General features: G+C 63.2%; 3 protein-coding genes. All 3 read right to left on the reverse strand.

Annotation, left to right across the window (positions count from 1 at the left end):
• Positions 1-69: 69 nt before the first annotated feature.
• From LT85_RS01700 to LT85_RS01720, 3 genes are read right to left on the reverse strand one after another with little or no spacing between them, the layout of a single operon-like run.
• Positions 70-7,158: a non-ribosomal peptide synthetase gene (locus LT85_RS01700; RefSeq protein WP_052134544.1), complete on the reverse strand. Its 7,089-nt coding sequence runs from the start codon at positions 7,156-7,158 to the stop codon at positions 70-72.
• Positions 7,155-16,397 carry a hybrid non-ribosomal peptide synthetase/type I polyketide synthase gene (locus LT85_RS01715; RefSeq protein WP_081991927.1) on the reverse strand — a complete coding sequence of 3,081 codons (9,243 nt, stop codon included), beginning with the start codon at positions 16,395-16,397 and terminating at the stop codon, positions 7,155-7,157. The genes LT85_RS01700 and LT85_RS01715 overlap by 4 nt, the downstream gene beginning before the upstream one ends.
• Positions 16,394-25,075, reverse strand: coding sequence for a hybrid non-ribosomal peptide synthetase/type I polyketide synthase (locus LT85_RS01720; RefSeq protein WP_038484528.1), 8,682 nt, complete (start codon positions 25,073-25,075; stop codon positions 16,394-16,396). The genes LT85_RS01715 and LT85_RS01720 overlap by 4 nt, the downstream gene beginning before the upstream one ends.
• Between the last annotated feature and the right edge of the window lie 159 nt (positions 25,076-25,234).

Here is a 25,234-nt window from a genome sequence, read left to right on the forward strand (position 1 = left end):
GCCTGCGGCTTGTTGCGCCGCCGGAGGTCGCCCTTGCGTTCATTGGTTCATTGGGTCATTTGCACACCGTCAGGTAGTTGCCACAGGATTTGCATCCATGCTTTGTTGTATCAATCCGGCCAAAGCCGCTGCATGCGCCTCGGTCACCATGGTGATATGGTCGCCGGGCGCCTGGAACGTTGCGGAAATTTCACGGCATAGCGCGCCCCAGCCCAAGGCAGGATCGGCTGGCGCCGGGGTTTCGCTGGAACGGATCACACTTAAGGCGCCATCCCAATACTGCGGCTGGTAGGTCGACAAGGCTTCAATGCTGCGCTGGTACGTAAGAAGCAGATCGTCGATGACTTCCACGGAAGCGCCGGCCGGCAAGGTGCCGGCTGCCTTGAAGCGTTGCAGCAGCAAGCTGCGTTGCTGCTGCGGCGATAGCCCTTCCAGCTGCTCCATCCGGATCTCGACCGCACGGCCGAAATAACTGGCCGCGGCATCGGAAATGGCGACGATCCAGTCGCGCTCGCCATAGCCGATGAACTCCTTGCCGCCGTCCGGCACTGTGGTATCGATCAGGATCAGGGCGCCGACGTGGCGGCCGGTCTGCGTCAGCTGGCGGGCGGTTTCGAAAGCCACCACGGCGCCGAACGAATGGCCGGCCAGATGCACGGTTCCATGCGGCTGATACAGGTCGATCGAGCGCGCCAGCTCGGCTGCGATGGCTTCAATCGAGATTGCGCCGGATTCCAGCAGCATGTCCGGCTGGGCGCCGATCAACGCGATACGGCCTTCGAGTATCTGCGCCAGCGGCAGGTAGGCCAGCGGATTGCCGCTGGCGCCCGGCATCAGATACATCGGCTGACCGGCGACGCCCAGCGGCAACAGGCTGACGCCGCCTTTCTCGACGTCGCCTTCCAGCAGCCTGGACAAGCTGCCGATCGTCGGATCGCGCAAGAACGCCGTGAACGGGATGTTGCGGCCGAAGCGGATGCGCAGGCGCGACATCAGGTCCAGCGCCAGCAGCGAATGCCCGCCGAGAGAAAAGAAATTGTCGTCTATCCCGATCGGACTGTAAGAAAACAGGTCTTCCCATAACTTGGCAAGATCCAGTTCCAGCGGCGTACGCGGCGCTTGCGCAGTGCGCGCCACCGGGATGCAAATGCCTGGCGGTGAGGGAAGAATCGCCTGTGCCGCGGCGATATCGATATTGTCTTCGATCAGCTGGCGCAGCAAGACGACGAATGCATCCAGCAATTTCTCGCTTTCGGATTCGGGGAAATACGTGTTGTCGCCAGCCAGCTCACAGCGCCAGCCATTGTCCGGAACAATCACCAGCGTGACGGGGAAACGCGTACGGGAACCGTGCCCGGCTACGTCGACCAGTTGCGGCAGGGCGCTATCCTCGTTGCCCGCTTGCGGCTGGTGCTGCGCTCGCGGAAAGTTTTCAAAGATCAGCAAAGTGTCGCTCAGCGCGCGAGTCAACGGCAGGCCCGACCAAGAATGAATGTCGCCGCCGGTGCACCATTCGTACGGTGTTAGCGCTGCGCTGACGGCGCCCAGTTCGCCCAACCATTGCCAGGCATTGCCGGTGGCGGGAACCGTCAATCGCAACGGCAAACTATTGATAAACAGGCCGACCCAGGCTTCGCTGCCGGCGACTTCAGCGGGGCGGCCGGATACCGTAATCGAAAAAACGATGTCGCTGCGGCCCGATGCCCATGCCATCACCAAAGCCCATGCGCCTTGCGCCACCAGGGCAGGCGTAGTGCGGTGGCGGCGCGCCAGTTGCTCCAGCTGTTGCACAACGCCGGCCGGAACCTGGCGGCGCTGGTCAGCGTGGCCTGTGCCCGGCGCCAGCTGCTCGACATAACGGCCGGGAATTGTCGGCGTCTGTGCATGGGCCAGGTTCTGTTGCCAGAAGGCGGCTGCGGCTTCACGGTCGCGCGATGCCAGCCAACTGGCGTGATCGCGGACGCTGTCTGGCAAGGTCTGGCTGCCATTTCCATCCAGCACCTCGGACAGGAGCTGGGCGACGCTCCAGCCATCCAGCAATGCGTGATGGTAGGTCCAGACGAACAGCCAGCTTTCCGGCGTCAGGCGGATCGTGGCAAAGCGCAGCGGCACGCCATTGCCGTCAAAGCCGGCCCGGCTGTCCTGTTGCAGCCAGTCGGCGATGTCCTGTTGCTGGCTGGCGGCGTCGCGTGCGCTCCAGTCGAGGTGTTGCCAGGCAGCTGCATGCCGTTCAAAGACAACGCATAGCGGATCGCCGGCAGGACGCCAGATAAAGCTGCTGCGCAGGGTTTCGTGGCGCGTCACCAGGCTGCCCCAGCTGCTTTCCAAAGCGCTGTAATCGAGCGGCCCCTCGAAGGTGGCGACGAATTGTTCTATATGCAGACCGCGTTCGCGATGCGCCATGTTTTCCAGCAGCATGCCGCGCTGTTGCGAGCTGACCGGCAGCACATCTGCGATCTGGCCGGCGCTCAGCCGGTTATCCGCCAGCAACGCATCGAGTTCGTGCTGGGTGGCGATGCCTGCCAGCGGAAAATCGCAGGGTGCGCGGCCGCCGGCTTCGGTAGTCTTGGTGTGTTCCACCACATCCAGCAACGCCAGTTTCGCCGCCGCAGCCCAGGCTTCGACAGTGCGCTGCGCGAACTGGCCGTGGCTGAAGCGGAAGTCCATGCGTAGGCCGGTGCTATCGACCGAAGCGACAATCTCCAGCGGATAAGGGCGGCTGTTTTTGGCAGCGCTGGTGGCGCCGCTGCTTTCCTCCACCAGCATGAACGGTCCGCCTGGCGGCAGGCTGTTGTCGAAGCGGCCAAGATAGTTGAACGCCACTGCAGGCATCTCGCGGCCGGAGGACATCTCCCTGGCAGCGCTGCGGATGGTTTGTTTGAGCGCCAGCAAAGCTTGCCCGGTACCGGCATCGGCAGCCAGCGCCAGATGAACCGGTGTTATCGCAGTAAACCAGCCGACCGTGCCGGACAGATCAACGCCCTCTACTTCCCGGCCATGCCGTTCCAGGGCCACGCTCAGGTCGCCGCGGTCGAAGGCGTCGCGCAAGCCAAGCATCACGCCGGCCAGCAGCAGTTCGGTCGGTTCCGTGCGATAAGGCAGATTGGCGGCGCCGAGCAGGTCAGCTGCAACTTGCGGCGGCAGCTGCAGTGTGACGATGCCGGTGTCTGCCTCCAAATGCGCGCCATCCGGCCAGTCGAAAGGCGGCAACGCCGGCGTTGGCGTTGGCATTGCGTCGGACTGCGCCGGCGAGGCGCTGGTCGCGAGATGAGCGGCCCAGTCGGTGATGCCGAGCGCAGGCGCTTCAATCGCTTTTCCTTGCAATGCCAGCGTCAGGTCTTCCAGCAGGATGCGCCAGGACACGCCATCGACCACCAGATGATGTGCGATCAATACCAGATGCGGCCACTCGTCATGGTCGCCTTCGACCAGCACGGCGCGCCAGACCGGGCCGCTTTGTATATCCAGACTGGCTTGCGCCGCTTCAATATGGGCCAGTGCTTGCGCCGGGTTATCGGCAGTAACGCGCAGCAGCGGGCTCGCCGCAGTTGCGACGGCTTGTTGCAGCCAGCCATCGGCGGTGTTCAGAAAGCGCAGGCGCAAGGCTTCATGCGTCTGCTCCAGTTGCAGCAATGCCGGTTCCAGGGCGGACAAGGCCTGTGGTTCCAAGGCCAGGCGCACGGCCTGGTTCCAGTGGTGGCGGTTAGCCAGCTCCAGGTTGAAGAACCAGTTCTGGATCGGTGTTGCCGGCAACGGACCATGATCGGAGCGTTTGACGAAAGCTTGCTGGCGACGGCGCATCAGCGTGCTTTGGGCCTGCAAGGTCGGATGGCGCAGCATTTCCTGCGGCCGCAGTTCCCAGCCCTGACGCGTCAGGCGCATCGCCACTTGCATCGCCATGATCGAGTCGCCGCCGAGGTCGTAGAAATTGTCTTCCATGCCAACCTGCGCCACCTGCAAGACATCTTGCCAGATGCCTGCCAGGATCAGGCTTTCGGGACTGGAGGGTGGAGTACGGAGGGTTTCGCCCGCCGCTTCCGCCACAGGCAAGGGCAGCGCGGCGCGGTCCAGCTTGCCGTTGCGGGTCAACGGCAGGCTGTCCAGGATTACCAGCGCGCCTGGAATCATGTGCTCGGGCAGCCGTTGCACCAGGAACCCGCGTATGGCGGCCAGGTCCAGCGGGTTATGTTGATCGGTCGCAGGCTGGGCCGCCACGATATAGGCGACCAGTCGCGCGTGACCGCTTACGGTTTTCAATTCGACTGCGGCCTGCGCTACGGCTGGGTGGGCGCTCAAGCTGGCTTCGATCTCGCCCGGTTCGATGCGGAAGCCGCGGATTTTCAGCTGGCGGTCGGCGCGGCCAAGAAAATCCAGCACGCCGTCGCTGCGCCGCCGCACCAGATCGCCGCTGCGGTACATCCGCGCTTGCGGTTCGCTGCTGAACGGATCGGGCAGGAAGCGCTCGGCGCTCAGATCCGGACGATTGATGTAGCCGGCCGCAACGCCGCCGCCGCCGATGTACAGCTCGCCGATCACACCGGCGGCTACCGGTTCACCGTGGCTGTCAAGCACGTACAGGCGCGTGTTGCCGTGCGCTTTGCCGATAGGTAATGAGTGCGCTGCAGGATCGATATCGGCCAGCCGCACTTCGTGGTGGCAAGCAATGACGGTGGTTTCGGTCGGGCCGTAGCCGTTGTACAGCCTTACCCGGCCGCCGCAAGCCATGACCGCGCGCACGGCGTTGAGCGATACGCGGTCGCCGCCGGCCATCAGGCAGTCGAGTTTCGACAGCGTGGCGGCGCGGACTTCGCACAGTTGCTGGAACAGGCCGGCGGTCAGGAAGCTGGCGGATACCCGGTGGGCTTCCATCAGGTCGGCCAGCGCATCCAGGCTTGGCAAGCCTGGTGGAGCGATCACCAGGCGCGCCCCGGTCAGCAGCGCGCTCCATATTTCCAGCACCGAGGCGTCGAATCCGGTCGGCGCAAAATGCAGGAATACGGCATTGCCGTCGCCGGGTGTGGTCGGCATCCCTGCCACGAAATGCACCACATTGGCGTGCGTTACCTCGACTCCCTTGGGCCGGCCGGTGGAGCCGGAAGTGAACATGACGTAAGCCCGTGCGTCGGCAGCTGTGGCAGGCATCTCCAGCGAGCTTGCGTCAGGGAGGTTGCCGATATCGCCGGTGCAGACAATGGCGCGAAATTGTGTCGCCGGGATCGGACAATCATTGCTGACGCAGACCAGGATACTTGCCGCCGTATCTTCCAGCAATTCCGCGATACGCGCCGCCGGCAGATCGGGGGCAATCGGCATATAACTGCCGCCGGCAGCCAGAATCCCGAGCATGCCTTCGATAAAGCCGGCTGAACGTTGCCCGTTCAGCGCCACCACTTCGCCTGGCTGCATGCCCGCTTGCAGCAACCGGGCGGCGATAGCCAGAGCCCGCGCATGGAGCGCGCCATAGGTCATGTCATCGGTCTTTAGTTCGCCCCATTGCGGCGGCGCGATCAGCGCCAACTGTTCGGGTGCGGCGGCGGCCATCTGGCTGAAACGTTGCCACAGGTTGTCAGGCCCTGGCCAAGGTGCGGCGTTGTCGCCGGCGCTGAGCAAGTCTTGCCGTTCCTGCGGCGTCAGCATCGGCAGACGCGATAGCGGCAGGTCCGGCGCGTCGACTGCGGCGGAGGTCAGCCGCACCAGGTGCGTGAGCAGTTGCTGCATGCCTTCCTGGCCGAAGCGGGCGGTGGAGTATTCGAGCGACAGCGCCAGCGTGTCGCCGATTTCGTCGATGGCCAGGAACAGGTCGAATTTTGCGGTGTCGCCGCTGATCGGCAAGGGCTGGACTTCCAGTCCGGCAAACGCGAGCTTGCTGCTGACCGCATTCTGCAATGCAATCATGACCTGGAACAACCCGGACCGCGCATCTGGCGCCACCGCCTCGGACAGGATGCGTTCGGCCGGCACTTCAGCATGCGAGAACGCTTCTGCAGCCGTGGCGGCCAGGCGTTTCAGCAATTCGCGGAAAGAGGGATCGCCTTCCAGATCCAGCCGCAACGGCAAGCGCCCGGCGAACAGGCCGATGACGCCCTCCAGCTCAGTGCGGCCACGGCCGGCGATTGCAGTGCCGATGATCAAGTCGGTTTGTCCGCTATAACGGTACAGCAGCGCCGCGAAGGCTGAGGCCAGCGCCGAAAACAAGGTGGTGCCGGCTTGCGTAGCCAGCCGCCGCAAGCCACTGCAGGCAGACGCCGGCAGTTCGGCGCGTAGCGAAGCGCCGGCAAACTCGGCGACAGCGCCCTGTGGCCGTTCGGAGGGTAGTTCCAGCGGCGCCGGCAAATTGGCAAGCGTGCTGCGCCAATACGCCAGGTCGGCGCTGTCTTCGCCTTGCCGGCTGCGGGCTTCCTGCCATGCGGCGAAATCGGCGTAGCCGAGCGGCGCTGCGCCTAGCTGCAGTTCTGCGGTTGGCAGCGCGACGCCAGGCTGGTAGAGGTGGCTTAGCTCGCGCACCATGATGTCGATGCTCCAGCCATCCGCAACGATGTGATGCGGCGTCAGGATCAAGACATGGCGCTCGCTGCCGAGCACGATCAGCCTGGCGCGCAGCAGCGGTGCAATTTCCAGCTGGAACGGCTGTTCCGCTTCCGCCGCCAGCAGCGCGCTGACGCGGGCCGACTGTTCGACTTCGCTCAAGCCGGACAGATCGATTTGCGGCATCTCAAACTGTACTGCGGGCATGACCACCTGCATTGGCTGCTCGTGTTCGACCCGGATCGCGGTGCGAAACGCTTCGTGGCGGTTGAGCAGCCCCTGGAAAGCGGCGCGCAAGGCGGCTTTATCGAGCTGGCCTGCCAGGCTGAGCGCACCCGGAATCAGAAATGCCTTGCCGCCGCCATTTTGCTCGGCCATCCATACGGCATGCTGCTGAGCCGACAATGGCACGGGATCGTCGGCGGCTGCGCTGCGTTTGCCGATCGCCGTTTCGCTTGCGCCCGCTGCCCCGAGCAGCGCCAGCAGCGCATCGCGGTGGGTCGCCAGTGCGGCTTTCAATTGCGCTGTCAGTTGCCCTTTGCGGGAACGAAAGCGCAACTGACCTTCTTCCGCCCACAACGCGATACCGGCACGGTTCAGTTCAGCTAGCAGGCGGATTGCATCAGCACTCATAGTGTCCCTTCCTCATATTCGTTGTCTTGGGCCAGTCTGGCGGCTGCCGAACGGCCTCCCTGCAACGCCGCGATGGCGGTGGCCAGCAAGCGCACCGTCGGCGCCTGCAACACCAGGCCCACAGACAGCGGCAGGCCGGTGGCGCTGCGTAATTTGGCGATGACCCGGGTGGCGATCAGGCTGTCGCCGCCCAATGCAAAGAAGTCGTCGTCGGGGCCGATGCCGGGCAAGGCCAGGGTTTCAGCCAGAGCCTTTGCCACGCTTGCTTCGATCGGATCGTCGTAAGTGTCGAGATAGGCGGTGTCTGCCATGTCCGCCGCCGGTTCCGCTTCCGCCGACTGCGAGGTCCAGCGCTCCAGCCGTGTCTGCAAGCGGCCGGCTGAGACCAATACCCGTCCGACCAGACCCAAGGCCAGCGCCTGGTCGGTGAGGCGGATAGCGTCAGCGGCTGACAGGGTCGGTTCTGCGCCCGCGGCCGCGTCGAAACGCCAGCCGTCGTACGCCAACGCCAGCCAGGGAGTAACGCCGTTACGATTCTGCTGCTCGGCGCACACTTCCAGCCAGCGGTTGCCGGCGGCATAAGCAGCAAAGCCCAGACCGCCGAGGACAGTCGAGAGCGACGAACATAAGACAACGTGATCCAGCGCTAACGGTTGCAAAGCTGCGGCCAGATAGCTGGTGCCGCTGCATTTTGCCGCCAGGATTTCTGCGCTTTCCACGTTGTCGGTTTCAAGAATCGGGCGCTGGGCGGCGGTGCCGGCAATGCCTGCGGCATGAATCACGCTGTTGAGCTGACCGAAGTGTTGCAAGGCTGCTTGCACCGCGGATTCAGCCACGCCTGGCTGTGAAATATCGCCGGCCAGCGGCAAAACCTGAGCGCCGAGCTGACGTAACTCTTGCAGACGCGGATCGTGTTCGTCCGGCAGTTGCCGCCCCAGCAAAACCAGGCGCGCTTGCGAGGATTGCGCCAGATGCCGCGCGAAAGCCATGCCGACGCCGCCGAAGCCGCCGGTAATCAAGGTCACGCCATTGGCGCGCCAGGCTGAGGTTGATGCTGATGCTGATGTTGACGTTGACGTTGACGTTGACGCTGACGTCATAGCCGGAGCTGTCAACGGCGACGCCACGGCAATCCGGCGGCGGCCGTCGCGCAGCACAACCTGCGACGGACCGTTGGCCAGGCACTCGTTAGCCAAGGCGCTCACCTGGCGCGGGTTCAACGCTGCCGCGGCTGCTTCGCACAGATCGATCTGGCGCAGCGCCAGTTCCGGCAACTCCTGGCCGATACACAGCGCGGCTGCGGCGGTCATGGCGGCATGGCGGTCGGTGGCGGCGTCGGCTTGCTGTGCATTGCGTGTGACCACCACCAGGCGGGTCTTGCCGCCCGCCAGACGTTGTGCCAGCCAGGTCAGACGCTGGAAATCAGGCGTCAGCGCAATCAACAGATCAACTTGCCCTACGTCGGCCGGCGTCTGCCAGCCTTGTACGGTAATGCCGAGCAGTTTGAAACGTTCCGTCAAGGCCGCCGACAGCGGCGATTCGGCGCCTAGCAGCGCGACGCTGGCTACGGGCGTCGGCAGCGCCGGTTCTGCGTAATGCCAGTCAAGCAGCGCCAGATGCGGTACGGCCGGTTCCTTCTTTTGCGGCGCTATCGCAGATGCGGCCGAAGCAAACCAGTGCCGGTTGCGGGCAAATGGATAAGCTGGCAAAGCAATCCGGCGTGGCTTCACAGTCCCTTGGATTGCGGCCCAATCCGGTGTGAACCCGGCTTGCCACAAGGCGCCGACCGCATCCAGCAGCGTTTGACGGCCCGGGCTATCGGCAGCAGGTTTCGGCATGCACTGGATGGCGCGTAATCCGGCCTGGCGGGCAAACGCGGACAATGTCCGTCCCGGCCCCACTTCCAGCAATAGTGCAGCGGGGCGCTGCAATTGGGCGAGCGCCGCCGCAAACTGTACTGGCTGGCAGATCTGGCGCGCCCAGCGGCTGGCGTCGAGCGCTTCTTCGTTGCTCATCCAGTCGCCGCTGAGATTCGATAGCAAAGGCAAGGTTGGCGTCTGCAGCGTCAGCTGCGACAAATGCGGACCGAAAGCCGTGGCTGCGTCCACCATCAGCGGCGAATGGAAGGCATAAGCCGTCGGCAGGCGCTGTGCAGCGGTCCCTTGCTGTTCCAGCGATTCGGCAAATTTCCCCACAATGTCGGCCGGCCCGGCGACCACGGTCAGTTCCGGCGCGTTGATAGCGGCGATGCTGAGTTCGGCAGGAAGAATTGCCGTCAGCGCTGTGGCCGATGCCTCGACTTGCAGCATGGCGCCGGGGGTGCTGGCGTGCATCAACCGGCCGCGCTCGGCGACCAGTTGCAGCGCCGCCGGCAAGCTCAGCATGTCGGCCACGGCGGCAGCGACAATTTCCCCCAGGCTGTGGCCCAGCATGCCAGCCGGTTGAATACCCCAGCTCATCAGCAAGCGCGCCAACGCGTATTCCAGGATAAACAGGGCAGGCTGGGCGACAGCGGTACTCGCCAACAGGGCTTCTGCGTCGACCGGCGGTTGCATGGAAAACGTGGTGGCGCGAATTGTCTCGCTGAGTGCGGTATCAAGTTGCGCCAGACATTGCTCGACGGTTTGCCGGAACTGCGGCTCGTCGGCAAACAGGCTGGCGCCCATGCCGGCGCGCTGGCTGCCCTGACCGGGAAATATAAAGAAAATCTCCGGCCGGGCTGATGCTGCCGGCGCCGTCGGCAGCGCTGCGTTTTGCAAGGCTGATCGGGCATCCATTGCGGCGGCGACGCTGACTGCCAAGCGCCACGGCAGTTCGCGCCGGCCGGTTTGGAGAGTCCAGGCTGCGCTGGCCAGATCCAGTTGTGGATTGTGCTCCAATTCGGAGAACAGCTTGCCGCGATAACGCTCCAGGCTGTCGGCGTCATGCGCCGACAACACCAGCAATTGGCTGGCGTCATCCGCCGCTCTTTCCGGAGACGGCGGCGCCTGCTCGACGATGCAATGGGCATTGGTGCCGCCGATGCCGAAGGCGCTGACGCCGGCGCGCCGCGGCCGTTGCAGATCGCTCCACGGGGTTGCGGTGGTAGCCACCTTGAAACGGCTGGCAACGCTGTCCAGTAAGGCGTTCGGCTGGACAACATGCAGGCTTGGCGGGATTATGCCGCGTTCCACTGCGAGCGTAGCCTTGATCAAGCCTGCGACGCCGGCGGCTGCATCCAGATGGCCGAGATTGGACTTCAGCGAGCCGATAAGACATGGCGTCGCATTAACCGCAGCGCCGGTACTGTCAGCATTGTCGGCATTGTCAGCATTATTGGCCTTATCGGTGGCATCGCTGAAAGCCCGAGTCAAGGCAGTCAACTCCACTTCGTCGCCCAGGCGGGTGCCGGTTCCGTGGGTTTCAATATAGCCAATGTCGGCCGCCTGCAGCCCGGCCTGGCGCAAGGCATCGCGCAGCACGGTTTCCTGGCCGCTGACGGAGGGCGCCGAGAAACCGACTTTTTCTGCGCCGTCATTGTTGATCGCTACCCCGCGGATCACGGCCCGCACCGGGTCGCCGTCCGCCAATGCGCGCGACAGGCGTTTCAGCACCACGATGCCGACGCCGTTGCCGGGCACGGTGCCGGCAGCTGCGCTGTCGAATGCACGGCAATGGCCGTCAGGCGACATGATTGATCCCTCTTCGTACACATAGCCGACGCGGTGCGGCACTGTGATGGATGCGCCGCCGGCCAGCGCCGTATCTGATTCGCCGCTGAGGATGGAGCGGATCGCCAGCGACACCGCGACCAGCGAAGTCGAGCATGCCGTCTGCACGCCGATGGCCGGGCCGGTCAGGCCCAGCTTGTAGGAAACGCGGCTGGCCAGGTAATCCTTGTCGTTGGAAAACAGCGTGCGGAACAGTTCGCTGCCGGCCACCGGATTGCTGCTCAACGCCGCCAGCGCATAGGTGCTGACGGTGGCGCCCGCGAAAACGCCGATGCGGCCGCCGGCCCGGCTGGGATCGATCCCAGCCGATTCCAGCGCTTCCCAGGCGGTTTCCAGAAACAGTCGGCCTTGCGGATCGAGCATGGCGGCGTCCGCCGGGCTGTAGCCGAAAAAGCGTTCGTCGAACTGGTCGATGCCGTCCAGCGGCGCGGCGAACGGCACATAGTCCGGATGGTCGAGCTGTGCCGGGTCGGCGCCGTCTTGCAGCGCCTCTTCGCGGGAAACCTGGCGGATGCCGCTGGCGCCGGCCAGCAAGGAGCGCCATAGTGTTTCGACATCGGCGGAGCCGGGGAAACGACCCGCCATGCCGATGATGGCGATAGCGTTGTCGGCGTCGCTGTCTTCCCGGCGTTCAAGCGTAACCGTCTGCGGCGCGCCGGCGTTATCGATGAAGGCCGCCAGGCTTGCCACGGTCGGCAGACGGAACAGGTCGATCAATGTCGGCGCCGCTTCAAATTCCTTTCGCAAGCGGGCGTGGACCTGCACCAGCAATAGCGAGTTGCCGCCGGCTTCAAAGAAATTGCTGTTGGTATCGACGATAGCCTGCTTGAGCACATCACGCCAGATCGCAGCAATCCGCTGTTCCGTGCCGGACGCAGGTTGCGGGCCCGCAGCGGTGTTTGGTTTGGACAGTGAGGCAGCCAGCGCGGTCAATGCGTGGCGGTCAATTTTTCCGCTGCTGGTGAGAGGGAAAGCCTCGCGCTGATGGATGAAGGACGGCACCATCACCGCCGGCAGCAATCCGGAAAGATGCTGGCGCAGTGCAGCGTTGTCCACCTGGCTCTGAACAGGCCCTGACATGAGTGCGAAAGCGACCAGATGCCGGCTTTCCGCGCTGCTGCCTTGCACCAGCACCACGGCGTCGCGTATCGCAGGATGCTGGCGCAGCGCTGCCTCGATTTCGCCCAGTTCGATGCGGTGGCCGCGCAGCTTGATCTGGTTGTCGCGGCGGCCGATATATTCAATCCAGCCTTCCTGCCGCCAGCGTCCCAGGTCGCCGGTGCGGTACAACAATGCATCAGCATCAGCACTATTGGCGTACGGATCCCGGATGAAACGCTCGGCGCTCAGTTCGGGGCGATTCAGATAGCCGCGCGCAACCTGGACGCCACCGATGCAAATTTCGCCAGGAACGCCGATCGGCATTTCCTGGCCGAACTCGTTCAGTACGTGAATGCGGGTATTGGCGACCGGCCGGCCGATCGGCACCGGGCCGCCGCGCTCTTCAGGAACGCAAGGCCAGTAGGTCACGTCGACCGAGGCTTCGGTGGGGCCGTACAAGTTGTGCAGGCGAGCGTCTGATCCAAAATCGAAAAAGCGGTCGCGCAGCTCGGGCGTCAATGCTTCACCGCTGGTGAACACTTGCCGCAGGCTGGCGCAATGGCCAGATTCGGCTTCAGCCAGGAAAATTTCCAGCATCGACGGTACAAAGTGCAACGTGCTGATGTTCTGTTCCACGATCGCGGCGGCGATGTATTCCGGATCGCGATGGCCGCCCGGGCGCGCCATGACCAGGGTGGCGCCGGTCAGCAACGGCCAGAAAAATTCCCATACCGAGACATCGAAGCTGCAGCTGGTCTTTTGCAAGACGCGATCCTGCGGCTGCAAGCGGTACTCCGCCTGCATCCAGCGCAGCCGGTTGACGATGCCGGCATGCGGCACCATCACGCCCTTGGGCTTGCCGGTGGAGCCTGAGGTATAGATGACGTAGGCGATATCCGCCAGCGTGCGGCCGTTGGGCGCGCGCCATGCGGTTTGCGCCACAGCCACGGCATCGGGGCCGATCACCGCCACTTCTGTGGTCAGCCAGCCAGTCGTGCCCGGCAATGCGATCAGCGCTACCGGCGCCGCATCTTCCACCATGAACGCCAGCCGTTCGGGCGGCAGCTCATGATCCAGCGGCAAGTAGGCAGCGCCCGAACGCAGCACCGCCAGCAGGGCCAGCGGCAAGTCGACGCCACGCGCCAGCTGTACGGCGACCGTGCGGCCGGGGCCGGCGCCCAGTTCTTGCAAGCGCGCAGCCAGCGCATCAGCGCGGCGCATGGTCTCGGCATAGCTAAGCGTGCCGTCTTCGGCGCTGATGGCTTCTGCTTCCGGGCTACGCAAGGCTTGATCTGCGATCAGCATGTCCAGCGGCGCGGCAGGACCGTAGTCGATCGTCGTGTCGTTCCAGGCGGCCAGGGTTTTGCGGTCGGCTGCGGACAGCAGGTCGAATCTGCTGACCGGATGATCGTGTGTCTCAGCCGCCTCGATAATCGCCAGGAAAGCGCTCGCCATGCGTTCCATCGTGGCTGGCAGGAACAGGTCGCTGCGATAGACAAAATTGGCGCGCAGGCTGCCGTCGGTGTCTTCCAGGTACAGCGCCAGGTCGAACTGGGTGGCGCCGCCGTCCACTTCCAGCGCCTCGGTACGCATACCTTCCCATGCGACAGTATGGAAATCCGTGTTCTGGTAATTGAACATGACTTGAAACAGCGGATGACGGCTCAGGTCCTGCGCCGGCCGTAAAGCATCCAGCAAACGGTCGAAGGGCAGGGCTTGATGCTCGAAGGCGGCCAGGCAGCGTGTCCTGGTGCGGGTAAGCAAGGTCAGGAAATCAGGGCTGCCGGACAAATCGGCGCGAATCACCAGGGTATTGACGAAGCAGCCAATCAGATCCTGCACATCGTTTTGTTCACGGCCTGAAACCGGCACTCCGAGCGCCAGGTCGGTCTGGCTGCTCCAGCGCGACAGCAAGACCTGGAACGCAGTCAGCGCCACCATGAAACGGCTGGCGCCGGCGGCCTGGGCCAAACGGTCGATTACGCTCACAAGATGCGGCGGCAACTCGAAACGGTATTGGCTGCCCTGAGATGAAGGCAATTGCGGGCGCGGGAAATCGGTGCTTAGCTCTAGCGTCGGCAAATCCGCTAGCGCGCCGCGCCAGTAGGCGATGTCGCGCTGCTCCAGGACGCCACCTTGATCGATATTGTCTAGCTGCGCATAGTCGCGATATTGTAGCGGCAGGGCAGGCAACTGTAGCGCGCTGCCGGTTTCCAGCGCGCGATAGGTCTGGATCAGGTCGCGCCACAGGACGCCTAGCGACCAGCCGTCGGCAATGATGTGATGCATGGAAATGCTCAGTACATGCAGCCCCGGCGCCAGGTTGATCAGCCTGGCCCGGATCAGCGGCGCCTGGTCGAGTGCGAACGGTTGCATCGCTTCCTGGCGCAGCATGGCGTCCAGCATTTGCGCCTGGTTGATCCCGGCCACCACATCCAGCTCCTCTATCGGTAGTGCGATGGGGCAGGCTGCCGGCGGCAGGATGATTTGCGCGGGCTTGCCGTCGATCTCGACAAACCTGGTGCGCAAGGTTTCGTGCCGGGCCTGCAGCATGCCGAACGTGCGTTCCAGCAAAACGGCATCCAACGGACCCTCGATGCGTATCGCGCCGGATAGCACATAAGCGGTATTGCCGGCATCCAGTTGCTGGATGAACCACAGCCTGGCCTGGGTGGACGAAAGCGGTACGGAGCTTGCGCCGGCGGCAGCCGGCAGCCGTTTGGCCGCAACCGGTGCCTGCAGTTTGCTTTGCATCTGTACGTGGGCGGCAAGTTCAGAAAAAGTTGGCGCATCGAACAGCGCGGTCATCGGCAGTTTGATGTTGAGGCGCTTGCGCAGGCGCGAAGCGACTTTGGTCGCCAGCAGCGAATGGCCGCCGATTTCAAAGAAATTGGTGTCGCCGGCAATCTGGTCAACTTGCAGCAAGTCTTGCCAGATTTCCCGGATCGCATGCAGTATCTCGTCGCTCACCGGCACCGCTTCACTCGCCGCTGGCGTGCCGCCGGGGTTGGCCGAGTCGGGGCTGTGAGCTTGTGAAGCAGGCTGCAGCGGCGCACCGATCAGTGCATATACGACCTCCAGCGTGTGCTCCGGGCGGGACAAGGCTGCGTCCAGCAAGTCGCGGTATACCGCGGCCAGGCCTTCGATCGTCGCCGCCTCGAACAAGGCGCTGTCGTAATCCAGCGTGGCCTGGAAGCCGTTTGCAGTTTCGCTGATTTCCAGCACCAGGTCGGTTTTTGCTTCGCCGCTGCGCAACGGTACCGACTGCACCGCCAGGCCGCTCATGGCGATCGCGGCGGGTGCGGGATTCAACGAGAAGATGGTTTGCACTAATGGCGTTCTGCTGCGCTCTTGAGGACGCCGCAAGGCGCGCACCAGAAGGTCGAACGGGACGCCGGCATAGGCCAGCGAATCGCGCCAGCTGATTTTCACCTGCTCCAGGATGCTACGTATGGTCGATTGCTCGGACAGTGTGAAACGCAAGGCGGCAGTTTCGGCGAAATTGCCGACTGTGGAAGCTAGCGCCGGATCGTTGCGGGCGGTTATCGGGGTGCCGATGGCAAAGTCTTGCTGTCCGGACCAGCTCGCCAGCGTCATGCCCCAGGCTCCCAGCAGCACCGCGAATGGCGTCGTCCCCAGCGCGCGAGCCGTGCCGCCAACGTGTTCCTTCAAGGACTGCGGCAGCACGAAGCTGATGCGGGCGCCTTTGGCGGCGCGGATTTTTGGACGGGGATGATCCGTGGGCAAGTCGAGATCCGGCACGCCTTGCAGATTCTGGCTGCAGTCCGCCAGCAACTGCCCGCTTTCAGGCCGCGCCAGCTGTTCGCGCTGCCACTCCGCGAAATCGGCAAATTGCAATGGCACCTCGGCCGCCATTGGCATGGCCGGATCAATCCGGTGCGAATAAGCCGCAGCCAGGTCACTGACCAGCAACCCCAGCGACGGGCCGTCGCAGACGATATGGTGAATCGCCAGGGCGAGCAGCCATTCATGCTGGCCCAGTTTCATCAACTGCACGCGCATCAGCGGCGGCTGGCTCAAATCGAACGCTTGCGCCGCCATGGCCTCGGCGTTACGCAAAGCATGTTCAAGGCGTTCTTCCTGCGGCTCCATGCTCAGGTCGGAATGCGTGATCGTTATCTGGCTGGCGGCTTCGATCGTCTGCCAGGGAGTGCCGTCGATCTCGGCAAAGCCGGTGCGCAGGCTTTCATGGCGGGCGATACAGTCGTTCAACGCCGCCTGCAGGACATCCTCCCTCAGCGCGCCGCTTAACCTGAGCGCGCCGGCAATGATGTAATCGGTATTGCCCTGGTCCAGGCCGGATAGCAGCCACAGGCGCTGCTGCGCCGGCGACGCTTCGCAAACGGATACGTCTTTATCCACGGCTGGTGCTGCTTTGACGCCTGTCATTTGGTCGGTTCGGTTCATTCTAAAATCCCGTTTACGTTTTCGCTGACAAATTGTTCGCGGCGGACGCGGCGGCGCTCGCGCGGGCGGATTACGCTTGCTTCGTTGGCGGATTGCGCCGGGCCGGGCTGATCGTCCTGATGCAATACGGCGATCTCGATCAGGCTCGCCAGGCGCGCCGGTGTTGGCGTTTCAAAGAAATCCTTGAGCGCTAGCCGTACCGACCAGCGCTGTTGAGCCCAGGTGATCAGCTGCGAGGCAGCCAGCGACTGCCCGCCCAGCATGAAGAAGTTGTCCTCGGTGGAAGCGGCATGGATATCCAGGGTGTCTCGCAGATAGGCCAGCAGCTCGGCTTCAACCGGCGAATTCGCTACCACCGCTTGGGCGGCGCTGGCCGAATGCTCCGGCTCGATCAAGGCATTGCGGTCGATCTTGCCGTGGCGGCTGACCGGCAGAGCGGCTACTGCGACGAAATGCGCAGGAATCATATAGGCCGGTATTCTTGTCGCCAGATAGCTGCGTAGCTCGGATTGCCAGCCGTTGCTGCTGGTTGCAACCGAAGCGTCAGGTACGATCCAGGCCAGCAAGCGTTGCTGAACAGCGGTTTTGCCGCGCAGGTCGACTACGGCGTCCTGGATCGCCGGGTGACTGCGCAAGGCATGTTCTATTTCGCCGATTTCGATTCGCAAACCGCGCAGCTTGATCTGGTTGTCGGCGCGGCCGAGATATTCAATGGCGCCGTCTTCACGCCAACGGGCGCGGTCGCCGGAACGGTACAGCCGCATCGGCGCCAGCTGCAGGTTGTCGACGAACGACTTGGCGTTTTGCTCGGGGCGCTTGAGATAGCCGCGCGCCAATTGCACGCCGCCGATCAGTAAATCGCCTTCGATGCCGATTGCGGCCGGACGGCCCAGGCTGTCGACGATTCTCACCGTGGTATTGGCGATTGGATAGCCGATCGGGATCGGACCCGCATCGCCGGGAATGCAACGGCAATGGGTCACCAGGATGGTGGCTTCGGTCGGGCCATACAGATTATGCAGTTCGGTCGGCAGACCGAGTGCATGCACCGCGTCGCACAAGGTGGGATGGAGCGCTTCGCCGCCGCCGAAAAGATGGCGCAGCGATGTACAGCGCGCAGCTAGCGGCACGGCCACGAATGCTTCCAGCATGGCCGGCACGAACTGGGCGATAGTGACCTGCTCGTCGACGATCAGGCGCGCCAGAACCTCGGGATCGCGATGGCTCTCTGGCGGCGCCACTACGATACGGGCGCCGGCCACCAGCGGCCAGCATAGTTCCCACAATGAGATATCGAAGGTGTAGGGCGCTTTCTGCAGCAAGGCATCGCTGCCGTCCAGCGGGAATGTCTCGCAATTCCACGCCATCAGGTTGCGCAAGCCGCCATGGGTGCATTGCACGCCTTTCGGCTTGTTGGTCGACCCCGATGTATAAATGACATAGGCCAGATCCTCAGGCTGGACGGCGACCGGCTCCATCCGCTCTTCCGGTGCGTTCAGCCATGCTGTCGCCAGCGCTTCCGGCGTTTCCAGGATCATGAGAGGACAAGAAACGCCGAGCCGGGAAGCAATCTCGGCAGTGGTGACTAGCGCAACCGGCGTTGTTTCCGAAAAAATCTCGTCGCGCCGCAGTCCCGGTTCGTCAGGGTCGATCGGCATATACGCCGATCCGGAGTAGAAAATACCGAGCATGGTCGCCACCAGTTCGGCGGAGCGCGGCAGCATGACGGCGACGATTTTTCCCGGACCGGCGTCAAGGCCGGCCAGGCTGGCTGCGATCGAGCGGGCGGCGCGGTCCAGAGTCTGATAGTCGAGATGGCGGCCATCGGCTGTCACTGCAACGGCTTCCGGCGTATTGGCTGCTTGCAGCGCGATCTGTGCCGGCACGCTGCCGATGGTGGAGTAATCGCGGACGGCGCCGCTGAAAGTGTGCAGTACTTGCTGTAATTCGTCCGCAGGCAATGGCGCGGCGCGGTCCAGTTCCAGCGCCGGATCAGCGGCGACGCGCGCTGCCCAGTCGATCCAGCGCCGGCCCAGGCGTTCGATATCGGCGTGGCTGTAGTTCTTGCTCTGGTAGTCGAGATCGAGCAGCCAGCCGTCGGGCGATTGCATGAGGTTGATGGCCAGGTCGAATTTGACGCCGGCCACCGGTGCATCCAGCAACCTGGTTGGCAAGCCGGCGAACTTGGTGTGACGGATGCGGTCCAGGTTAAAGGTGACAGTCAATGATCCCGGGCGCTCGTCACCGCCGGAAAGCACCGGTTCCAGAACGTGCGCCAGCGGGTAGGTCTGGTAGGCCGAAATGGCATCCAGTTCGAGATCGACGCTGTCCAGCAATTGCGCGAAACGCATGCCACGCTGCAGGCGCGAGCGCATCGGCATCAGTTGCGCCGCTTGTCCGATCATGTGTTCCAGTCCGTCAAGGCGGCCATGGCTGGGTATGCCGATCAACAGGTCGTCGCGATCGAACAGCGTATGCAAGAACGACAGCGTCAGCGCCAGGGTGGCGTTGAACATGGTGGTTTTCTGGCGGGTGGCCAAGGCGGTGAGCGCCGCAGCAACGTCTGCCGGCAACGCCAGCCTGACCCGGTTGCCTTGCCAGCGCGCGGCCTTTTGCTGTGCGCCGTCGTACTGAGCGATTTTCGGCAGCGGCAGGGCAGGCGGGGCATCGAGGATGCGTTCACGCCAGAAATTTTCAGCCAGCGGATCGTTTGCAGTATGCAGCCAGTCGAGTTGCTGACGGAATTGCTGTACTTGCGGCAATGGCTCTGCCAGCGGCGAGTTCAGCAGCTTGCCAAGTTCATCGATGATCAGCGCCAGCGACCAGCCGTCGATCAGGATATGGTGCGCGCGCAACGCCAATACATGCTCGACATGCGAGCCGTTGGCCACCTTGAGCAGGCTGACCCGTAGCGGACCTTTGGCCGACAGATCAAACGGCCGCTCGCTCAGCGACGCCATCCAGGCGTCAGTCGCCATGTCTTCACTGTAACTTACCAGCGCCTTCATTACCGGATGGACCGTTTGCGTGCCGTCTTCGCCGTTGATGGTGGTGCGCAAGGATTCGTGACGCATGATCAACTGGTTCAGAGCGTGTTCCAGCGCAACCGCGTTGATCTCGCCGTCGAGTGCTAGCGCTACCGTTTCACAGTAAGCATTGGCGCCGGCTGCATCGAATTGCGATGCCAGCCAGATTTGCTTTTGCGTATCGGACAGCGCCAGCGTGCTGGCGTGCGTCGCGGTTTTGGCATGTGCGACGCCTGGCGATGCCGGTTTGACAGGCAAGTACTGGCCTTCGCGCAGCGCCGCGACCGAGTCCATCACGCCGTCGACGATGGCGTCGATTTCTTGTTGTCCGTGAGCGTCGCACAGGAAGCAGTTGCGGCCTTCCCACACAAACAGGCCGCGATGCAGCAGATGGTAGTACAGCAGATCCAGGTTGCCGGCATGCTTGAAGCGGAATACCGAGCCGAAACGGATCATCGACAGCGGCACGTTTTCAGCCGCAAAGAGGCGGTTGAGCCGATCGGTCAGCTGTTCCGTCCTGGCGCTGAGTTCTTCCTGGAACGATGGTCCGCGTTGTTTCAATTCCGTCAGCACCGCGTGCGACAGGGCGAAGCCGAGCGGATGGTTATTGAAAGTGCCGGCGAAGAAAGTGGTGGTGGCGTCCGGCCTGGAATCGTCGCCAAAGCGCCAGATGCCGCCGTCGATGCCATCCAGCAGGTTGCCGCGCGCCGCCAGCGCGGCCATCGGTACGCCGCCGCCGATGGTTTTGCCGTAAGTTACCAGATCGGCTTCTACTCCGAAAATCTCCTGGGCGCCGCCCGGAGCGCTGCGGAAGCCGGTAATCATCTCGTCGAAAATCAGCAGGATGCCATGCTTTGTCGTCAGCGCGCGCAAGCGTTGCAAGAACTCGCGCGGCTGTGCATCGAGCATGCGGCTTTGAATCGGTTCGACCAATACGGCCGCCAGTTTGTCGGCATTGGCGGCAATCGCCTGCAAGGCCGATTCTTCACAGTAATCCAGCAACAATAAATCGGAGACGAAATTCTGCAGGATGCCCGGCGCGACTGGTTCGGTGCCGTCGCCGGTGCTGGCGCGATCGCCCAGGACACCGTCAAAATGGCCGTGATAGGATTTGCGGAACACCGCAATCTTGGAACGTTCGCGCAGCAGGCGCGCCAGTCGCATGGCGGTCATGACCGATTCGCTGCCGGATTGGCAAAACAGCACGCGGTCCATGCCGGTCATTTCGCACAGCATCTGGGCGACGTCGCCGGAGAGCGTCGAACGGGTGCCCAGCGCCAGGCCGTTTTCTGTTTGCTGATGGATTGCGGCTTTCAGGAAAGGTGCGCCGTGTCCGAACAGATTGACGCCGAAATCCATCGACATGTCGATGTATTCATTGCCATCGACATCCCATACGCGCGCGCCGTCGGCGCGGGTGCCGGTAATCGGATACACCAGTTCCTTGATCGAGGGCCTGAAGCCGGCCGATGCGCGCACATCGGCGAAGCGCAGGCGGCGCTCATCGGCCAGTTGCTTCGATGTCGCCGTGCGGGCGATATAAGCCTTGGAAAACGAGGCGTAGTGCGCGGCTTGCAGCGGATTGACGGCGGTCTGGGAAGGGACGGACCTGGCCACGGCTATCGTCGCTTGCGGCAGCTGTTTGACAGCGCTGGCGACTGCATGCGGGGCGGAGGTTGCGACCGACGCCGCCAAGGCGGCGGGAAAGACGCTTGCTGTCGCCGGATAAACGTTTGCAGCACCGCGCAGCGCCGCATTCTGGCTGTGAATCACTTGCTGCACCAGCGCCAATTGCTGCTGGAACAAGATGTTGTAACTGCCGGCCTCAGCCGCTGGATGCGGGTCTGTAACATGTTCTGCATGGCCGGGCATCGGCAGCAACTGGGCGGCAGGCGCAATCGCTGCGGGCTGCGGCAAGAGTGAGCTGATTGGGCTGGCCTGTGCCAGGTAGACGCTCAGACGATCGATGGTGTCGAGTTCATTGAGCAATTGGCGGGCGCTGATTTTTACCCCGTATTTGGCTTGAATGCCGCGCATGGCTTCAGCCAGCATCACCGAATCGGCGCCCATTTCCACGAATGGCCGGTCGGTCTGCAAATCTGCGGCCGATTCGCCCAGGGCCTTGGCGATCTGGTTCACCAGGTCGGTCCGTACTTCCTGCGCATGCGCATCGGCGCTCTGGATTGCCGGCGCCGCAGTTGGCGCAGCCGCAGGTGAATTGGTAACTTGACGCATGAATGGCTCCAGCTGTGAAGTGGTTGGCGTAGTTGCGGTGGAAGATGAGGTGGAAGATGCTGCAGCTGGATGACTTGACTGCTGCCGGTATGGCCGGTCGAATCCGGCCCAGTCGATGGCGATGCCGGCGCTATGCAGCGCCGCCACGCTGTCAAGCATGGCGTGCCAATCGTTGCCATCGCCATCCAGTGAATTGAGCCAGGTAGCGGCAACGCTGCCGGATACGCTCTGACCGATAGCGGACAAGCTGGCGCGCGGTCCCAGTTCCAGGAACAGGCGATGGCCGTGCGCCAGCAGAGTCTCGACGCCGGTCCTGAATTGCACCGTGCTACGCGCATGCTGCGCCCAATAATTGCCGTCCGGCGCTTGTTGAAAAAAGCCGCCGCTCAGATTTGAAATGACCGGTAATGTATTGCTGCGCCATTGAACCTGATTCGCCAACGCGGTGAGGCGCGCCAGCACCGGCTCCATCAGCGGTGAATGGAAGGCCGCTGCAACATCCAGCGCCCGCCAGCGGATGCCGCGCGCCGACAAAGCTGCCAGCGCCTGCTCAACCGCGCCGACGGCGCCGGCCAGCACGCAGCTTTCCGGGCCATTGTCCGCAGCCACAGCCAGCAATTCTGGCGCGCTTGCAACCAGGGCCGAAACGATGTCAAGCGGCGCCTTGATCGCCACCATCCTGGCGTTGTACGAGGTTTCTTGCATCAGCGCGCCGCGCGCGGCAACCAGCGGCAACACCTGATCGAGGCTAGCCATGCCGGACAATGCGGCGGCGGTGTATTCACCCAGGCTGTGGCCGATCAACGCCGCCGGCTTGACGCCCCATTCGGCCCACAGCTGCGCCAGCGACCAGCTCAGGGCCACCAGCGCCGGCTGCGCGTAGCGCGTTTCACGCAATAAGTCTGCGCCGGCTTCGGCGCTGAACAGCAACTGCGTCAGCGGCAGGTCCAGCGAGGTTTTCAGCCGGTCGGCACAATGCTCGATTGCGTCGCGGAAGCGCGGCTGGCTGCGGTACAGTTGCGCGCCGGCGCCGGCAGTCAGGCCGCCCTGACCGGTAAGCACGAACACCACGCCTTGTCCGCCGGCTTGCGGCGAGACTGCCGGTTGCTCGATGAACCGTTGCAATCCACGTTGCAGTTCGCCCGGATCGGCGGCTGTCATTGCAGTTGCCACCGTGGTCGGCGACGCAGAGGGCCGCAGCAGGGAATTGGCCGCATGGCAGAAATCCGCCAGCGATTGTGGCTGCAACCCTTGAGATTGGGCCAGTGCGCGCTCAGCTTGTGCAGCCAGGGTGGTTACGCTGTCGCCAACCAATGCATATACGTGGCGAGGACGCTCGGATTGTTTTTCCGGCAGGGCGGCCTGGCTGGCTGGCGTCGAATCCTGTTGCAGCGTTTCGTCGGACGCGAACCAGCAGCGGCGGCGCTGCCAGGGATACAACGGCAGCTCGGCGAGTTTTCCAGCGGGCTGGAACGCTGTCCAGTCCAGTGCGTGTCCGTTGACATACAGCAGGGCACGGATCCTGGCAGCGATATCTTCATCGGTGACGGGCGCCAGATCCAGCATGCGCAGCCGTTCCGGCAGCTGCCCTTGTACTTCTGCACGCGCTTCGCCAAGATGCAAGATATCCCAGCGGCCACTCAGTTGCTCCGGCAAGCGGCCTGGATCCAGTTCCTGCAACACTGTATCTACGACAATCCCGGAGCGCAGCATTTCCTTTTGTACATCATGCCCGGCGGCGTACAGGGCAAGCTTGCGCGCGCCTGCGGCTGGGCGTCGTCCTTGCAGCAAGGCGGGATGGTTTTCGCCGCAGGCCGCAGCAGCCAAAGCCGCGACGAGTGTTTCCGTGCTGCCTGAAACAGCCAGCCGGTAATCCATATGATCTCGACGCAGAGATGCGGTAAAGATAATATCTGCCGTCAGTTGCGGCGAGGCGCCGGCGAGCTGCTGTCCGAGTCGTCCGGCAAGCGAATGCAAGGCGTCGGATGAGGCGGCGGAAAGCGGTAGCAGCCAGCTTGCGCCGGCATCCAGGTGTTCGGGATGGTTTTTTTGTTCAGGTGCGCCTTCAAGAATCACATGGGCGTTGGTGCCGCCAAAACCGAAACTGCTGACGCCGATGCGAACCGGCCGCTCGGGGACGGTGAACGGCAGGACAGAAGTGGCGACCTGCAACTTGAGGCGGACGAGATCGATATCCGGGTTGGACTGACGAAAATTCAAGGAAGGTGGCAAGGCGCTTTCACGCAAGGCAACTATCCCTTTCAACAAACCGGCAATGCCGGCCGCGGCTTCCAGGTGGCCGATATTGGTTTTCACCGAGCCGACCGCCAGCGGCGCGTTGCGAGTGGCGGAAAATACTTCGCCCAAGGCCTGCGCTTCGATCGGGTCGCCCAGCGGCGTGCCAGTACCATGCAGTTCGACGGCATCGATATCTTGCGGTTGCAATCCGGCGTCGGCCAGCGCAGCGCGGATTACCGCGACTTGCGCCGGTCCGCTCGGCGCCGTCAGGCCGTTGGTGCGGCCATCCTGGTTGACTGCGGTACCGGCGATCAGCGCCAGTATGCGGTCTTGGTCTGCCACAGCAAGATCGGACCGTTTGAGAATCACAATGCCGCTGCCTTCGCCGCGCACATAGCCGTCGGCGCTTTCATCGAAGGTTTTGCAGCGGCCCTCTGGCGACAGCATCCTGGCCCCGGCAAAAATCTTCATCAGGTCGGGCGCCAGCAACAGATTCACGCCGCCGACGATCGCCAGGTCGATTTCCCCTGCGCGCAGGGCCTGCACCGCCAAGTGGGTAGCAGTAAGGGAAGACGAGCAGGCGGTGTCGACCGCGATGCTGGGGCCGGCCAGGTTGAGAAAATAGGAAAGCCGGTTGGCGGCGATGCTGAAGGCGTTACCGGTGCCGGCATAGAGATCAAGGGGTTGATCCCGGTTCATTTGCAGCCGGCTATAGTCAAATGTGGAAATGCCGATATACACGCCAGTGCGGCTGCCGGCCAGAGAGGCGCGGCTTATTCCGGCCGACTCCAACGCCTCGATCGCCAGCTCCATGACTAACCGCTGCTGAGGATCCATCTGGTTGGCTTCGCGCTGCGCAATCCCAAAAAATTGTGGATCGAACAATTCCGGACTGGCGATCAATCCGGCTCTTTGCACGCCGTCGACCGCGATGGCGTTTCTGTCGGCAGCGATACCGTGTACGGCTTCTTGCCCATTCAATAACAAGGATCGCAAAGACGGCAAGTCCGCGGCGCCGGGAAGGCGGCAGGCGGCGCCGATGATGGCGATACGTTCAGCGCCATTATTTTTGCCTAATCCGGGATCGTCATCATTAACAGCGTCTGATGCGTTGAATGCTTCCCGTGGGAAGTCCTCATCCTGTGGTGCTGTAGATGCCCCAGTGCCGGAATTTTGCATGTTGATTTTCGCTAATGGTAAGAGTGACGCCAATTTTTCAAACAGGGATTGCGGCCGATCGCTTGCCTCGGAAGGTTTTTCCGATATTTTTAGAAAAAAGTCGAAGAAATAAACTATCGAGTCTGTTTAAATTCGCTCTTATTCAGGCCTGCATTTGAC

The organism is Collimonas arenae (assembly GCF_000786695.1).
In the GTDB taxonomy this organism is placed as follows: Bacteria; Pseudomonadota; Gammaproteobacteria; order Burkholderiales; family Burkholderiaceae_D; genus Collimonas; species Collimonas arenae_A.

Excerpts from the sequence above, each read along its gene's own strand:
- LT85_RS01715 (WP_081991927.1), bottom strand. The coding sequence starts at position 16,397 with ATGAACCGAACCGACCAAATGACAGGCGTCAAAGCAGCACCAGCCGTG.
- LT85_RS01700 (WP_052134544.1), bottom strand. The coding sequence starts at position 7,158 with ATGAGTGCTGATGCAATCCGCCTGCTAGCTGAACTGAACCGTGCCGGT.
- LT85_RS01720 (WP_038484528.1), bottom strand. The coding sequence starts at position 25,075 with ATGCAAAATTCCGGCACTGGGGCATCTACAGCACCACAGGATGAGGAC.